The sequence below is a fragment of the Devosia sp. Soil_C_22 genome, from assembly GCF_057657195.1.
Genome location: NZ_JBDGIY010000001.1, coordinates 2,769,684 through 2,784,287 on the forward strand (window position 1 = coordinate 2,769,684; position 14,604 = coordinate 2,784,287).

At 65.3% G+C, this 14,604-nt stretch carries 21 protein-coding genes; 15 read left to right on the plus strand and 6 right to left on the minus strand.

Annotated features, from left to right (window positions below; all coding sequences use genetic code 11):
• The 6 genes from AC3A6I_RS13480 to AC3A6I_RS13505 all read left to right on the plus strand — a co-directional run bounded on the left by AC3A6I_RS13480 (position 1) and on the right by AC3A6I_RS13505 (position 2,705).
• Entirely contained in the window at positions 1–879 is an 879-nt protein-coding gene (locus AC3A6I_RS13480; RefSeq protein WP_487544233.1) for a transglutaminase family protein, read from the plus strand.
• Between the two features lie 115 nt (positions 880–994).
• Positions 995–1,162 carry a hypothetical protein gene (locus AC3A6I_RS13485; RefSeq protein WP_487544234.1) on the plus strand — a complete coding sequence of 56 codons (168 nt, stop codon included), beginning with the start codon at positions 995–997 and terminating at the stop codon, positions 1,160–1,162.
• A 9-nt stretch (positions 1,163–1,171) separates the two neighbouring features.
• Positions 1,172–1,330, plus strand: coding sequence for a DUF3309 family protein (locus AC3A6I_RS13490; protein WP_487544235.1), 159 nt, complete (start codon positions 1,172–1,174; stop codon positions 1,328–1,330).
• A gap of 161 nt (positions 1,331–1,491) precedes the next feature.
• Positions 1,492–1,896: an ElaB/YgaM/YqjD family protein gene (locus AC3A6I_RS13495; protein ID WP_487544236.1), complete on the plus strand. Its 405-nt coding sequence runs from the start codon at positions 1,492–1,494 to the stop codon at positions 1,894–1,896.
• A 4-nt stretch (positions 1,897–1,900) separates the two neighbouring features.
• Complete coding sequence (locus AC3A6I_RS13500) at positions 1,901–2,356, plus strand: hypothetical protein (protein ID WP_487544237.1); 456 nt, start codon at positions 1,901–1,903, stop codon at positions 2,354–2,356.
• Positions 2,357–2,471: 115 nt separating this feature from the next.
• Positions 2,472–2,705, plus strand: coding sequence for a hypothetical protein (locus tag AC3A6I_RS13505; RefSeq protein WP_487544238.1), 234 nt, complete (start codon positions 2,472–2,474; stop codon positions 2,703–2,705).
• Positions 2,706–2,767: 62 nt separating this feature from the next.
• Here the strand turns inward: AC3A6I_RS13505 and AC3A6I_RS13510 are convergent, their stop codons facing one another.
• From AC3A6I_RS13510 to AC3A6I_RS13520, 3 genes are all read right to left on the minus strand, one after another.
• Entirely contained in the window at positions 2,768–3,706 is a 939-nt protein-coding gene (locus tag AC3A6I_RS13510; RefSeq protein WP_487544239.1) for a diacylglycerol/lipid kinase family protein, read from the minus strand.
• A 54-nt stretch (positions 3,707–3,760) separates the two neighbouring features.
• Positions 3,761–5,155: a sensor histidine kinase gene (locus AC3A6I_RS13515; protein WP_487544240.1), complete on the minus strand. Its 1,395-nt coding sequence runs from the start codon at positions 5,153–5,155 to the stop codon at positions 3,761–3,763.
• An 88-nt stretch (positions 5,156–5,243) separates the two neighbouring features.
• Entirely contained in the window at positions 5,244–5,978 is a 735-nt protein-coding gene (locus AC3A6I_RS13520) for a Crp/Fnr family transcriptional regulator (RefSeq protein ID WP_487545026.1), read from the minus strand.
• 170 nt (positions 5,979–6,148) lie between these two features.
• Here AC3A6I_RS13520 and AC3A6I_RS13525 point away from each other — a divergent pair, with 170 nt between their 5' ends.
• Positions 6,149–6,520 carry a response regulator gene (locus tag AC3A6I_RS13525; protein ID WP_487544241.1) on the plus strand — a complete coding sequence of 124 codons (372 nt, stop codon included), beginning with the start codon at positions 6,149–6,151 and terminating at the stop codon, positions 6,518–6,520.
• On the opposite strand, the gene AC3A6I_RS13530 is transcribed toward AC3A6I_RS13525, so the two are convergent.
• Positions 6,513–7,067, minus strand: coding sequence for an RNA polymerase sigma factor (locus AC3A6I_RS13530; RefSeq protein ID WP_487544242.1), 555 nt, complete (start codon positions 7,065–7,067; stop codon positions 6,513–6,515). The two genes, AC3A6I_RS13525 and AC3A6I_RS13530, sit on opposite strands and share 8 nt — an antisense overlap.
• 4 nt (positions 7,068–7,071) lie before the next feature.
• The gene (locus tag AC3A6I_RS13535; protein ID WP_487544243.1) at positions 7,072–7,257 is read right to left on the minus strand and encodes a NepR family anti-sigma factor; all 186 of its coding nucleotides are present in this window, start codon (positions 7,255–7,257) and stop codon (positions 7,072–7,074) included.
• Positions 7,258–7,430: 173 nt separating this feature from the next.
• Between AC3A6I_RS13535 and AC3A6I_RS13540 the strand changes: the two genes are divergently transcribed.
• Together AC3A6I_RS13540 and AC3A6I_RS13545 are read left to right on the plus strand one after the other, a co-directional pair.
• Positions 7,431–8,225 carry a response regulator gene (locus tag AC3A6I_RS13540; RefSeq protein WP_487544244.1) on the plus strand — a complete coding sequence of 265 codons (795 nt, stop codon included), beginning with the start codon at positions 7,431–7,433 and terminating at the stop codon, positions 8,223–8,225.
• A gap of 133 nt (positions 8,226–8,358) precedes the next feature.
• A complete protein-coding gene (locus AC3A6I_RS13545; RefSeq protein ID WP_487544245.1) occupies positions 8,359–8,526 on the plus strand; it encodes a DUF1328 domain-containing protein in 168 nt (55 codons plus the stop codon).
• Positions 8,527–8,713: 187 nt separating this feature from the next.
• Here the strand turns inward: AC3A6I_RS13545 and AC3A6I_RS13550 are convergent, their stop codons facing one another.
• Positions 8,714–8,914 carry a CsbD family protein gene (locus AC3A6I_RS13550; protein WP_487544246.1) on the minus strand — a complete coding sequence of 67 codons (201 nt, stop codon included), beginning with the start codon at positions 8,912–8,914 and terminating at the stop codon, positions 8,714–8,716.
• Between the two features lie 124 nt (positions 8,915–9,038).
• Here AC3A6I_RS13550 and AC3A6I_RS13555 point away from each other — a divergent pair, with 124 nt between their 5' ends.
• The 6 genes from AC3A6I_RS13555 (at position 9,039) to AC3A6I_RS13580 (ending at position 14,345) form a co-directional block, all read left to right on the plus strand.
• The gene (locus AC3A6I_RS13555; RefSeq protein WP_487544247.1) at positions 9,039–9,821 is read left to right on the plus strand and encodes an ABC transporter ATP-binding protein; all 783 of its coding nucleotides are present in this window, start codon (positions 9,039–9,041) and stop codon (positions 9,819–9,821) included.
• Positions 9,821–10,747, plus strand: coding sequence for a 50S ribosomal protein L3 N(5)-glutamine methyltransferase (gene prmB / locus AC3A6I_RS13560; protein ID WP_487544248.1), 927 nt, complete (start codon positions 9,821–9,823; stop codon positions 10,745–10,747). Before AC3A6I_RS13555 ends, prmB begins: the two co-directional genes overlap by 1 nt.
• Before the next feature lie 85 nt (positions 10,748–10,832).
• Positions 10,833–11,588 (plus strand): transporter substrate-binding domain-containing protein, encoded by a 756-nt coding sequence (locus AC3A6I_RS13565; protein WP_487544249.1) that lies wholly within the window; start codon positions 10,833–10,835, stop codon positions 11,586–11,588.
• A 59-nt stretch (positions 11,589–11,647) separates the two neighbouring features.
• A complete protein-coding gene (locus tag AC3A6I_RS13570; protein ID WP_487544250.1) occupies positions 11,648–12,454 on the plus strand; it encodes an ABC transporter permease subunit in 807 nt (268 codons plus the stop codon).
• Positions 12,451–13,188, plus strand: coding sequence for an ABC transporter permease subunit (locus AC3A6I_RS13575; RefSeq protein WP_487544251.1), 738 nt, complete (start codon positions 12,451–12,453; stop codon positions 13,186–13,188). Before AC3A6I_RS13570 ends, AC3A6I_RS13575 begins: the two co-directional genes overlap by 4 nt.
• Positions 13,189–13,202: 14 nt before the next feature.
• The gene (locus AC3A6I_RS13580) at positions 13,203–14,345 is read left to right on the plus strand and encodes a succinylglutamate desuccinylase/aspartoacylase family protein (RefSeq protein WP_487544252.1); all 1,143 of its coding nucleotides are present in this window, start codon (positions 13,203–13,205) and stop codon (positions 14,343–14,345) included.
• The last annotated feature ends 259 nt before the right edge of the window (positions 14,346–14,604 follow it).

A 14,604-nucleotide genomic window follows, 5' to 3' on the forward strand; every position in this document is an offset into this window, starting at 1 on the left:
GTGCTCTACGACGTCCGGCTCGAACTGCACTACGACTACGAGGCCAGCGCGCGCGGTGGCCGACACCTGGTGCGCGTGGCGCCGGTATCGATCCCCAATGTGCAACGCGTCATCGCTTCCTCGCTGTCCTTTGACCCGCGGCCCGAGCAGGAGACGACCTTCGCCGACTACTTTGGCAATCTCGTAACCACCGTCGCCTATGCGGGCTATCACGACCATCTCGATGTGCGGCTGTCGGCCCGGGTGCAGGTGGAGGACATCCACGACCATGCCGACCTCTCGCCGACGCTGGCCGGGCTGAAGAGCGAACTCGCAACGCTCTGGTCGGTGGCGCCGGATTCGCCGCAGCATTTCCTCGCCGCTTCGCCGCGCATCCCGATCGATCTGGCGCTGACGGCGTATGCGAGACCTTCCGTACAGACGACACAGTCGGTCTATGCCGCGGCGCTCGACCTGTGCCTGCGCATTCATCGCGAATTCCAGTACGACAAGGACGCGACCAAGGTGGACACCGGCCCGCTCGAGGCTTTCGCGCTGAAGCGCGGCGTCTGCCAGGATTTTGCCCATGTGATGATTGCGGGGCTGCGCGGCCTCGGCATTCCGGCCGGCTACGTGTCGGGGTTCCTCCGCACCGTGCCGCCCAAGGGCAAGCCGCGGCTCGAAGGAGCCGACGCGATGCATGCCTGGGTGCGGGTGTGGTGCGGCCAGCATTCGGGCTGGGTCGAATTCGACCCGACCAATGCCATGCTGGCGGGCGCTGACCACATCACCATCGGCCATGGCCGTGACTATTCCGACGTGTCGCCGATCGTCGGCGTGCTGCGCACCAGCGGCGAACACACGGCCAAGCAGTCGGTGGACGTCATCCGGGTCGAGTAGCCCGAATTCTTCGCCCTCGCGGAACCAATTGTGGCAGCCACCATTGTAGTGGCCAGACACTCTGCGGCGTGTCCAGCCGGCCCTCCCGCCGGCTCCCACAGAAGGAATGAGAGCGATGACTTATCACGAGATCGCCACACTCGAGCATGCCGGCAGGTCGGCTCTTGCCTGGACCCCGGAAGGTTATGACGGCCGCACCCATTACGGAGCCGTATTGGCAGCACTGGTTCCTGCCATCGGCATCCTGACCGTCGCCGTCACCCTGTTGCTCGCCATTCTCTAGGAGCGTCGCATGACCTTGAGCACCATCCTCATCATCATCCTGATCCTGTTGCTGATCGGCGCCATACCGGCTTGGCCCTACTCCCGCTCCTGGGGAGCTTACCCCTCCGGTATTCTCGGCGTCGTGCTCGTCATCGTCATCATCCTGGTGTTGATGCGCGTATTCTGACGAGCTGCGAGCCGAGGTCGCCCCCCTTCAGGCTCGCCAATGCCCCCCGGTTCGCGCCCGAACCGGGGGGCTCTCATTTGTGGAACTCCCGGCCGGCCGGGTCCGGAACTTCGAGGCATCCCAACGCGTTGATGTCGCAACTTCAACCCAGGAGCATTGCCATGGCTTCGACCACCGATATGGCCCCCGGCCGTTCGTCTTCGACCCCAACTCGCCGCAGCGCCAACGGCACGCGTCGCAGCGCCTCGCGCTCGTCGGCATCCTCGCGGGCCAGCGCCGCGCGTGACGACGATCTGTCGACGCAGGTGCAGCAGTTGCAGGACGACCTCAAGACCATAGCTGCGACCCTCGCCACCATGGCCGAGGACAAGGTCGGCGAGGCACGTTCGATGGCCAAGCGCGAGGCGCGCCATCTGGCCAACGCCGGGCAGCAGGCCGTCGAAGATGCGCAGGACGAATTCGGCCAGCTGGAAAAGCAGATCAAGGACACCATCCGCGAGAAGCCGCTCACTGCGGTAGCCGGCGCGATCGCGCTCGGCTTCATCCTCGCGGTCGTTTCGAGGTAGCGCGATGCACCTGCTGGCGCTGGCGGCCTCGGTCCTCGGGATCGAGGTCGATGAGTTGCTCGATCACTTCCGCAAGAACGTCATGGCCTGGTCGGCCGTGGCGCTCTTTGCGTTGATCGGCGCGGTTTTCCTGCTGGTGGCACTTCACGCCTGGTTTGCCGCCATGTGGGGGCCGATCATCGCTCCGCTGGCAATCGGCTGTGGCGCGCTTGTGGTGGCCGCTGCCATCTGGGCCGCGATCGCAATCACCGACTCGATCGCCAGGCGACGGGCGGCGCAGCGGCGGAACTCGGCCGAGAAGACCGCATTGGTGACGACCGCGGCACTGACGGCTGTGCCGCTGCTGATGAAGTCGGACCTGATGCGCAGGATCGGCATCCCGGTCGGCGGGGCACTGGCAGCAGCCTACCTGCTGTCCAAGCCCGGCGGGCACCACGACGAGACGACGGATCACGATTAGCTGCTGCTTGCGGAACCCACGCTTTCCCCCTCGCGTTAACTGGCACGATCCGCCCGGATGCCTTTCCGGGCGGACGCCATCGAAGGAAAGCTAAGGATTTCCAGGAGTGTGAGCTATGACCCACATCAAGCGGAAAATCGTGACGATCCTGAAAGACGATCATCTCGGCGAGACCGAGAAGATCACCATCCTGCGCCAGCTCGAAGCGGACTCCCTCAGTAAGGAGCGCAGCGCCACCGAGGGCATGCTCGCGGTGGACGGCGACGACGGCGAGGATCTGAAGACCATTGAGAATGCCTTGCGCAAGCTCGGCCAGGAACCGGTCGAGGCCGGTGCCGCCAGCATGTAACCGCGTAGCTACATCGAGAACCCTTTTGGACCCCGTCCGGAGCGATCCGGGCGGGGTTTCTGTCACGCCGCGACTTCCTGCGTCGGCGGCGCCTCGGCCGGCTTCTCGCTGCCCGGCAGGATCACGTTGAGGCCGCCGGCATGGATGGCAAGATCGACGGTCCGCGCCAGTGGGATCAACTCGCCGTCGATCACCGCGCGGGCGCTGGCCTTGCGTCTTGGGAAGCTCAGGCGGACCCGCGTCACTTCCTTCTCCGACACCAGCGGATGGGCCTTCCAGGCGCCGAACACCAGCGACATGGCGAGCCGCGCCAGTTCGCGACGGGGCATGGGCTCGACCACATAGATTCCGAGCACCCCGCGATCGACCGCCTCGGCATAGGGCACATGCCACTCGCCGAGCACGTTGTTCGAGACCGCGATGGCGGTGGCCTCGCGGTGCTCCCTGCCCTGTGCCGTGTCGATCTCCGCATCGAACACCGGCGGCCGCGACAGGGCCAACGTCACGGCTCTGAGGCTCGCGACGATCTTGCCCCAGCGGCTCTTGTAGGCGAGCCCATTGCGGATGCGGACGAGGCGCGAATGCAGCCCGACGGAGAACTGATGCACGAACGGCCGGCCGTTGGCAGTGGCGATATCGACAGCGCCGGGCGTGCCGTTGGCAAGGGCCCGCAACGCCGGCTCGAGCTGCAGGGGCACGCCGAGCGAACGGGCGAACAGGTTCATGGTGCCGGCGGGCAATACGGCCAGCGCCCTGCCCTCGGCGAAGCATGCCGATGCGGCGGCCGAGATGGTGCCGTCGCCGCCACCCGCCAGCAGGGCATCGGCAGGATCGCGTGCGGCGCGTTGCAGCTCGGCTTCGAGGGCATCGCCCGTGACGAGACGGCAATCGAGTGTGTGCCCGGCTTCCGCAAAGATCACCTCGGCCGCGGCAATGAATGCCGCCATGTCGGTGGTGCGAAACGTGCCGCCGTCGCGGTTGAGAACGCCGATGAAATGCATGTGCCCTCCGCACAGACCGCCGCTGCAACGGCTGTCGGTGGTGCGAGGTTCCGCTCAGTTCTCGCTGTCGGCAACGTTGAGCTTGGGCAGTTGCACGGCGACCACGGTGCCGCCATCGGGACGAGGCTGGTAGTCCGGCTCCTCGCCGCCAAACTGCCGCGCCAGCTGCTTGACGATCAGCGCGCCAAGCCCCGACTGCGGCTGGCTCGGATCGACGCCGACACCATCGTCCTCGACCGAGAGCACCGGGACGGAGCCGGCGCGGCGGAACCTCACCCGGATCGTGCCGCTACGCCCATCAGGAAACGCGTGCTTGAGCGCATTGGTGACCAGCTCGCTGACCACGATGCCGAGCGTCGTGGCATCGCGCGCCGGCAGCACCATCGGCTCGATATCGGTCTCGACCCTGACGGGCTGGACCGATGTGGCGGCGATGTCGGCAACGACATCCTCGAGAAACTCAGCCGCATCCGCGGTTTCCAGATCGGCGCCCAGCCGCAGCCGACGGTGCGCCGAGGCAATGGCCTGTACGCGGCTCTGCGCCGCTTCGAGCGCGTGCCTGACCTCGTCCGATCCGCTCCGCCCGAGTTGCAGGCCGAGCAGCGAGGAGACGGTGGCGAGCGAGTTGCCGATGCGGTGGTTGGTGTCCTGCAGCAGCGTTTCGAGCCGGGCCCGCTCGCGCTCGGCATGCGCCCGCGCTTCTTCGGCCTCGCGGGTCCGGGCCGCGATGTGCTCCTCGAGTTCCTTGTTCTCGCTTTGCAGGTGGGTGCGCTCCTCGAACAGCGCCGTGACCTTGCGCTGGGTGCGCGAGAAGAGGCCGAGCGCGAGGACCGCCGAGCCCACCAGCGCGATGAGGATGCTGGCAAACAGCCACTGGCGATAGACCCCGACTTCGGCATTGCGCGAGACCAGCCGGGCATCCTCGTCGGCGATGAGCGCGCGCAAGGTACCGCGAATGCGATCCATCAACTCGAGGCCGGTGTCGGTGCGCAGCAGCGCAAAGGCGTCGCTGACGCGTCCCTGCGAGACCAATTCGATGCTACCCGCCATTTCGGCCCGCTTGGCATCGAGATCGGGCACGATGCTTTCCAGCCGGGCCAGCTCGGACGGATTGGTCTGAAGCAGCGCCACCAGCGCCTCGTAGGTGCCGCTGAGCCGTGCCACGGCGGCGTTATAGGGCTCGAGATAGGCGGTATCGCGGCTGATCATGTAGCCGCGCTGGCCCGTTTCGGCGTCGACCAGCGCGATCATCAGCTCCCGGGCCTGGCGGTGGACCTCGTAGGCATTGCCAATCTCGGCCAGCTGGTTGTCGACGCTGCGCAGCACGAACAGCGAGGCGACGATCGCCGCCAGCACGAGCAACAGCGATACGGTAATCGCGACGCGACGTGTCCATGCACGTCGCGGAAGCGTATAGGTGATCGGACGCCGGCTTGCTTCCACAGTCATTCGCCCGGTCTCCCTTCAGGTGCCCGGCGAGCACCTTGGTAGGGGTCGACGCGTTTAGCGAACGTGAGTGGCAACAATGCGACCCGGCTCATATCAGGGGCCGCCTCCGTTCGCCCAGCCCGCTCCATCCGGCAAGGCTCGCGAGCCCGTCGAGATCGAGCACTTCGCAGGCGCGGCCATGCCAGCGGATCAACCCCTGCGCGGCGAGCTTGCGCAGGGTCTTGTTGGTGTGGACGATCGACAGCCCCAGCGTGTCGGCGACATGCTGCTGCGTAATCGGGATCGGTGTGCCGGCCAGGCCGGTACGCTCGGCCCGCTGCGCGAGGAACGCGATGAGATAGGCGGCGCGCTCCGTGGCGCTGCGCCGACCAATACTGAGCAGGTGCTCGTCGAGCATGCGTTCCTCGCGTGAGGCGAGCCAGGTAACGTCGAACGCGAGGCCGGGATGGTTCTCGAACAGCGTGTTCAGCTGGTCGCGCCGAAACACGCACAACACGACGGGCGAGAGCGACTCGACCGAATGCTCCATCTCACCCAGGATCGTACCCTGCAGACCGACAAGATCGCCCGGCAGCAGGTAGTTGAGAATCTGGCGCCGGCCGTCCTCGAGCGTCTTGAAACGGAAGGCCCAGCCGGACAGCAAGGTGAAGAGCTGTTCGTTGCGCGAGCCCTCCGAAAGGATCGTGCCGCCGGGTTCGATCACCAGTTCGCCGCGCTTGAAACGCGAAACGAAGGCCAGTTCCTCAGGGGTGAAATCGCGGAAATGCGGCTTGGCCCTGAGAGGACAGATCTCGCAGGGGACGCGCTTGACGACGGGGGGCATGCCAGTGGTGACGCTCAACGTTGGATACCCCCCGAGCATGTCGCTTCTCCGCCGCCGCACAAGCACCCGGCGCGACGTTTCGTGCGAGCTGACATGTCAAAGTTAATTGCTGTGACCGACTGCCCGGCAGTAGATGGCATGCTGTCCACCTCCGTCATGGAACATCCCGCGTGCTCAGCCTGAATGCCCTCGTGATCGAGGAAGAGTACCTTATTGCCGCCGATATCGAACAGGCCCTGCGCTCGGCAGGCGCGAGCGAGGTGACGGTGTTCCGCAACATCGCCGAGCTGCACCAGCATCCGGCCACTATCGAAGGCTTCGACATTGCCGTCGTCGAGGCAAAGCTCGGCCAGCCGGAAGTCATCTCGTTCGCCCAGGACCTGCTGCGGGCCGGCGTCGCAGTGGTCGTATCGTCGGCCGACCGCGGCATCCAGACCCTGTTCGAAGGGGCGATCCCGCTCGACAAGCCGTTCGACACGGCCAGCCTGCTCGCCGCGTGCACCGCGGCGAGAGGTCGCTCGACCTTGGCTGATCTCAACTGAAGCGCGGAGTGGTCGTGACCTGGGTGGAGACGGCGTCGGGGCCATAGTCGGATTCGCCCGCCACTTGCAGGATTTCCTGCAGCTTCGTACGAGCCCGGCTGACACGGCTCTTCATCGTGCCGACAGCGCATTTGCAGATCTCCGCAGCCTCTTCATAGGAGAAGCCGGAAGCGCCGATCAGGATGATCGCCTCCCTCTGGTCGTCGGGCAGCTTGTCCAGCGCCGCCTTGAAATCGTTGAGGTCCATCGCGCCATATTGCGAGGGATGCACGGACATGCGCTCGGTGAACACACCCTCGCTGTCCTGCACTTCGCGGCCGCGCTTGCGCATCTGGCTGTAGAACTCGTTGCGCAGGATGGTGAACAGCCACGCCTTGATGTTGGTACCCATCTCGAAGCTTTCCTGCTTCGCCCAGGCCTTCATCACGGTGTCCTGCACCAGGTCGTCAGCCTTGTCGTGGCGGCCCGACAGGGACACCGCGAAGGCTCTGAGGCTAGGCAAAGTCGCGAGCAACTCGCGCTTGAAGCTTGGCTTCTCCGCGTTCATCTGCTCACTCGCCCTTGTCGGTTTTGCCGCGCTTTTCCACTGCGTCGAGCTGTTCGAGCAGGTCGAGCAACTTGGACGGAATGTCTTCATTCTGCACGGCCCCGTACAGCGCGCGCAGCTTCTTGCCGATGTCGGAGTTGGGACCGAGACCATCGTCCCGGCTCCGCCTCAGCATGCCCAAATCACTCATTGTCTTCTTGTCTCGCATTAACATTTGCCCCCAAATCGGCGTACGCCCTGCGCCCGTCTGGGCCAGTTTAATGCGTCGCCGGAAAAATAGTTCCAAAAGCGCCGGAACCTTTTTTCCGTGGCTCCGTTCGGTGCCATGGTAAGCTCTACAAGCGTCACGGGAGTAGAATTTCGATGTCTCTTTCCACGCGGATCGCGCCGCATCTGCCCTATCTGCGCCGGTTTTCACGTGCTGTGACCGGTTCGCAGACGTCTGGCGATGCCTACGTGGCAGCGGCCCTCGAGGCCCTTATCGCCGACCTTTCGATCTTTCCGGAAGGCTCGAACGACCGCATTTCCCTCTACAAGCTGTTTTCCACCCTGTTCTCGAGTTCGGCCGTACGCGTGCCGGAACCGAGCTCTGCCTTCCCTTGGGAAAGCCGAGCCGCCACCAACCTGGCCAACCTGACCCCTCGCGCCCGGCAGGCCTTCCTGCTGGTTGCGGTCGAAGGCTTCACCCAGGACGAAGCGGCCGAGGTGCTGAGCGCCGGCGCCGACGAGTTCGCAGAGCTGCTGGCGGAAGCATCCGCCGATATCTCCAAGCAGGTCGCCACCGACATCCTCATCATCGAGGACGAACCGCTGATCGCGATGGATATCGAGCAGATGGTGCAGGGTCTGGGCCACAACGTGGTCGGCATTGCCCGTACCCACAAGGAAGCGCTGGCTCTCTACCACAAGACCCAGCCGCGCATGATCCTCGCCGACATTCAGCTGGCCGACGGCTCGTCGGGCATCGATGCGGTAAACGACATCCTGCACACCCATCCCATCCCGGTGATCTTCATCACCGCCTTCCCTGAGCGCCTGCTGACGGGCGAACGCCCGGAGCCCACTTTCCTGGTTACCAAGCCGTTCAACCCGGACATGGTGAAGGCATTGATCAGCCAGGCGCTGTTCTTCGACGAGGGTTCGCGCGCGGCAGCCTGATCCCCCAACATCGAGGCCACGCGATGAACGAAGGGTCGGGCCAAGTGCCCGGCCCTTCTGCGTTTTCGGCAGGAACCGGCGCCCCAGGTTCGCCGTTATTGCTGCATCCCCCGCGTGAAACGGAGTGTCCGAAATGCTTCAATACGCACTGATCTTCCTGGTGGTCGCCATCATTGCCGGCGTGCTCGGCTTTGGCGGCATTGCAGGTGCCGCTTCCGGCATCGCGCAGATTCTGTTCTTCCTGTTCCTCGCCTTCCTCGTGATCTCATTGCTGATCGGCCTGTTCAGGCGCTCGACCTGACGAAACACAGAGAACTCGAACCGTCCCTGCCGGGTCCGCGGTTTCGAGGTGGCGGCGGCCCCGTTCCAGGTGGAGCGGGGCCGTTCGCAGTTCTGTCCGGCCCTACGGTGGCGAGAGGTACGCTCGGGCACTCAGCGCGAAGAAAAAGCCCCGCCGAAGCGGGGCTTTCTCATTGGTGTCGGGCAGGTCAGTTGAGACGGTTGAACCAGTCGTCGACATCGCGCTCGGCCTCTTCCTGGGCTTTGCCGTAGCGTTCCTGGATCTTGCCGGCGAGCTGCTTGCGGTTGCCCTTGATGACGTCGAGATCATCGTTGGTGAGCTTGCCCCACTGGGTCTGCACCTTGCCCTTGAACTGCTCCCAGTTGCCTTCCATCTGGTTCCAATTCATCGCCTATCTCCTTTCATCTGCTGGGAAATGAGCCTCTTAGCTCCTGCCAGACCAACGCACGGGGCACCGCGGCAGTTCCGCAATCCGCTTGCCTTTGGCTACTGCTTCGGGCTTTTGTGCCGCGATGCAGCCAACCTCGTCCCAGCCCGTCGTCGAACTCACCGCCATCCACAAGTCTTACGGTCAGCTCGAGGTGCTGAAGGGCGTCTCGCTGAGCGCCCGAGAGGGTGAAGTCGTCGCCCTGATCGGCTCATCGGGCTCGGGAAAATCGACTTTGCTGCGCTGCATCAATATGCTCGAGGTCCCCGAGGACGGGATCGTGCGGATAGCCGGCGAGGAAATCCAGCTCACGGGCACCGGCGCGCATCGGCGCCCGGCCGACGAGGCACAGATTCGCCGCATCCGCTCCGAGCTCGGCATGGTGTTCCAGTCGTTCAACCTTTGGAGCCACATGACGGTGCTCGAGAACGTCATGGAAGCGCCGCTGCGGGTACAGAAGCGCGAGAAGGACGAGGTGCACGCCGAGGCGGTCGAGATGCTGGCCAAGGTCGGTATCCGCGACAAGGCCTCGAGCTATCCCGCCCAGCTTTCCGGCGGCCAGCAGCAGCGCGCTGCCATCGCCCGGGCGCTGTGCATCAATCCCAAGGTGATGCTGTTCGACGAGCCGACCTCGGCGCTCGACCCCGAGCTCGAGATCGAGGTGCTGCGGGTGATCAAGCTTTTGGCGCAGGAGGGGCGGACGATGATCCTCGTGACGCACGACATGCAGTTCGCCAAGCTGATCGCCTCCAAGGTGGTATTCCTGCACCAGGGCAAGATCGAGGAGGAGGGGACGCCCGCCGAGGTGTTCGGGGCGACCAAGTCCGACCGCCTCCGCCAGTTCCTCTCGGCCGCGAGCCACGCCTGATGCCGGTCGCCGACGAACTGATCTCGGTGCGCGACCTGCTGCGCTATGCGGTGAGCCGCTTCAATGCCGCGCAACTGACCTATGGCCACGGCACCGGCAACGCGCTGGACGAAGCGGCCTTCCTGACGCTCGAGGGCCTGCACCTGCCGGTCGACGATATCAATCCGTGGCTCGACGCGCGGCTGACGCTCGAGGAGCGCCGCCACCTGATCGGGCTGTACGATGCCCGCATTGAGACGCGGAAGCCGGCGCCCTACCTCGTCGGCAAAGCCTACATCCAGGGCATTCCCTTCCGCGTCGATGAGCGCGTCATCATCCCGCGCTCCTTCATCGCGGAGCTGCTGCTCGGCGGCGAACTGGGGCCGGAGCGGCTGGGGCTCATCCCGGACCCCGAGCTGATCGGCAGCGCGCTCGATCTCTGCACCGGCTCGGGGTGCCTCGCCATCATCGCGAGCATGTGCCTGCCCAATGCCGACATCGACGCGGTGGACCTGAGCCCCGATGCGCTTGAAGTCGCGGCGCTGAATGTCGCCAACCACGAGGTCGAAGACCGCATCCGGCTGCTGCAGGGTGACCTGTTCGGCCCGGTGGGCGATGCGACCTACGACCTGATCATCACCAATCCGCCCTATGTCGCGGCAGCCGAGGTCGAGGCCTTTCCGCCCGAATACGCGAGCGAGCCGGCAATGGCGCATCTGGGGGGCGACGATGGCCTCGACCTCGTCCGCCGGATCATCGAGGAGGCGGCCGGCCACCTGAACCCCGACGGCGGGCTGATCTGCGAGATCGGCACCGGGCGCGACCTACTGGAGCAGAGCTTTCCCGAACTCCCCTTCCTCTGGCTTGATACAGAAGAAAGCGAGGGTGAACTGTTCTGGCTGTCGGCGGTACACCTGCAAAATGACCAAGTATTGACCAGTCGGTAAAAAACGGTAGCGTTGCCATCAGGTCCGCTGGGAGCGGACACGACAACCTGGCCGGAGCTCCAACCGGCCTTTGCAGGAGAGACGTATGAAGAAGCTCGTATTTGCGGCTGCTGCCGCTTTTGCGCTGCTCGCGACCGCTGCCAATGCGCAGCCGATCCGGATCGGCACCGAAGGCGCCTATGAGCCCTGGAACTATGTCGATGCCGACGGCAACCTGGCCGGCCTCGATATCGACGTGATGAACGAGCTGTGCAAGCGCGCCGGGCTCGAGTGCACCTTCGTCCAGACGGCCTGGGATACCATCATCCCCAACCTCAATGCCGGCAACTACGACGTCATCGCCGCCGGCATGTCGATCACCGACGAGCGCAAGCAGTCGATCGCCTTCACTGCCGACTATTCGCCGCCGGACCAGTCCGCCTATATGATGCTCGCCGGCAGCACGCCCGAACTCAACAACCCGACCGGCATCAAGATCGGTACCCAGTCCGGCACCATCCAGGCCGACTATGCCGCTGCGAACCTCGCAACCGGCAACACCCTGCTGAACTTCGATACCGCACCGGACGCGCTGGCCGACCTCATGGCCGGCAACGTCGACGTCGTGCTCGCCGACAGCTCCTACGTCGATGAGGCGGTGGCCAATTCGGGCGGCGCCCTAAAGGCCGGCGACGTGCTGGTGGAAGTCGGCGGCGGTGTTGGCGCCGGCCTGCGCAAGGCCGACACGGAACTGCTTGCCAAGCTCGATGAAGCGCTCGCTGCGGCCAAGGCCGACGGCACGATCGACGCCCTGATCGCCAAGCACTTCCCCGAGCGCCAGGGCCCGTTCTACGTGGAATGACCCGGACGGTGGCGGGCGCCCTGGTCGACCCGCCACCGCTCTAAACGCGCAGGAGCGCGATGACTGACACGTTTGAGTTCTGGGCCTCCTACCTGACCAATGGCAGGCACCTGAACTGGTACATGAGCTTCCAGTATACCGTGTACGCCGCCCTGCTGGGCGGCGCATTTGCGTTGCTGTTCGGCATCGGCGGCGCCGCCATGCGCAATTCGACCATGCCGCCCGTGCGCCTGGCCGGCAGCATCTACATCAACATGGTCCGCGGCATCCCGGACGTGCTGTTCTTCATCTTCTTCCCGCTCGCCTTCGAGCAGCTGGTCGAGCTCTTCCTCGCCAAGGGGGTATGCCCCCCCGGCGCCGGCACGCCGGGCATCTGGCCACCCTGCCCCGAGGCCAACTGGTATCTGGGGACGACCGAGTACCTGCTGCTCGCGTCAGTTTCGCTCGGCATCGTCTACGGCGCCTTCACCGCCAACGTGATTTACGGCGCGCTGCGCGCCGTGCCGCCCGGCCAGCTCGAGGCGGCGCGGGCCTTCGGCATGAGCCGCTGGCAGGTGCTGTGGCGCGTCCATATCCGGCAGATGTGGGTCTACGCCCTGCCCGGCCTGTCCAACTGCTGGCTGCTGCTGGTCAAGGCGACCTCGCTGCTGTCGCTGCTGCAGATCTCCGACATCGTGCGCGGCGCCAACCTGCTGGGTTCGCCGAATTTTTCCCGTAGCGCCGGCGTGATCCACGGCGACTGGCGCTGGGGCTACTACCTGGCGCTGCTGATCTTCTACATTCTCGTCACTTACCTGTCCGAGAAGGGCTTTGCGGCAGTCACCCGCTGGGCCTCGCGCGGCATGCCACTGGCGGGGCGGGCATGATGCTGGACGCCATCCTCGCCGACGTCGTGTTGCTGGCCCGCGCCACGCTGTTCAACATCTACTTCGCCTTCGCCTCGATCCCGGTCGGCTTCGTGCTGGCCATCCTCGTGGCGCTCGGACGGAGATCGCCGAACAAGCTCGTCGCCAACCTGTGCGGCGGCTACATCTATGCCTTTCGCGGCTCGCCCTTCTTCATCCAGCTCTTCATGTTCTATTCGCTGGCGCTGGCGCTGAATGTCAGCGTGTGGAAGCCGTGGGGCATCGACTGGTTCGTGCTGAACCCGCTGTTTCTCGGGCCGTTTATCCTGGCGCTCAACACCACCGCCTACACCGCCGAGATCTTCTATGGCGCCTTGCTCGCCGTGCCCAGGGGCGAGCAGGAGGCGGCGCGGGCCTATGGCATGAGCAGGCTGGAGCAGTTCCGGCGCGTGACCTGGCCGCACCTGATCCGGTTGGCCTGGCCGGCCTACACCAACGAAGTGGTGTTCCTGTTCCACGCCACTGCGCTGGTCTACTTCACGCTGCCGGTGATCGACGGGCAGCGCGACCTGATGAGCCAGGCCGAGGATCTGTTCCAGCGCGACTACAATGCGGTGCTGCATTACTCGGTGGCGGCGATGTATTTCCTCGCCGTCTCGATGTCCGTTTTCTTCGTCTTCGGACTCGTGTACCGCCATCTGACCCGGCACATGCCGGGCGTGAAGCCGCTCCGCTTCAGCTTGACCCGCGCCTGACTTGAGGTTGACCCGTGAGCTTTGAACGCAAGGTGGTGCCGCTGCGCGGCGACGCGCCCGGCAGTGTGACCGAATTCACCTATTACGTGATCGGCCCCAAGGACGCGCCCGAGAAGGTGCACCTGCAGGCGGCGCTGCATGCCGACGAGCACCCCGGCACGATGCTGCTGCATCATCTGCTGCCCATGCTGCGGCAGGCCGACGACCAGGGACTGCTGCGCGCCCGTTTCACGGTGATGCCGGCGGTGAACCCGCTCGGCCTCGCGACCTTCTCGCTGCGCCGCCATATCGGCCGCTACGACGTCAACTCGGGTATCAACTTCAACCGCCGCTGGCCCGACTTGTTCCAGGCCGTGCGCCAGCAGATCAACGGCCGGCTGGGCGACGACGAGCGCTTCAACGTCAACCTGATCCGCAAGGCGGTGAGCAACTGGATCGACGGGCAGACCCCGCGCAACGCCAATGAGCAGCTGCGCCTCCTGGTGCTGAAGGAGGCGCATGACGCCGAGTTCGTGCTCGACCTCCACTGCGACGACGACTCGCTGCTGCACATCTTCACCTCGCCCGAACTGATGCCCGAGCTGCAGGACCTCGCCGACTGGATGGGCGCGGCCGCGACGCTGACCGCCGCCGACTCCGGCGGCGGCTCGTTCGACGAAGTGCTGCCGCAGCTCTACCGCAAGGTGGCCGCGGCCAATCCGGGCAAGCCCGTGCCGATGGCAAGCGCCACGGCGACGCTGGAATATCGCGGCCAGGCCGATGTGTTCGACCACATCGGCGCCGACGACGCGCGCCGCCTGTGGGGCTTCCTGTGCGAACGCAACCTGATCGACGCCGATCCGGGCGAACGCCCCGCCCCGACTGCATCGGCGACGCCGTTCGAGGCCACCGAGATCATCCGCGTCGACCGGCCGGGGCTGATAGCCTACCGGGTCGAGCTCGGCGATCGGGTGACCAAGGGCCAGCCAGTGGCCGACCTGATCGCGCTCGACGGGCCGGAGGCGTTCATGGCCCGTACGCCGGTATTTGCCGGCACGGACGGCTTCGTGCTGTCTCGCTCGATGGCGAAATACGCGCCGCGCGGATCCTCGATCATGAAGATCGTCGGGAGCACGGTGCTGGCGGGTCGCAAGGGTGCGTACCTGCTGGAGGATTGAGCTGGGGCCGCGACGATCGCTTTCGCCCTTTACGGCAAGTACTCAGGTTGGACTGCTTCTCGGAGATGCCATCCTGCACGGAGTCATTCCCGCGAAAGCGGGAACCTCTGTTTGCAAGGCGGGATCGTGCACCATCGCCTCCCTCCCCATGATGGGGAGGGAGGCCTGAGGCGGTAGGATGAGGCACGATCTCCCTCCCCCTTGTGGGGAGCGGGAACCCGCGAAGCTGGTGGGTGGGGGTGGCTCCGAGCTCGCTCGA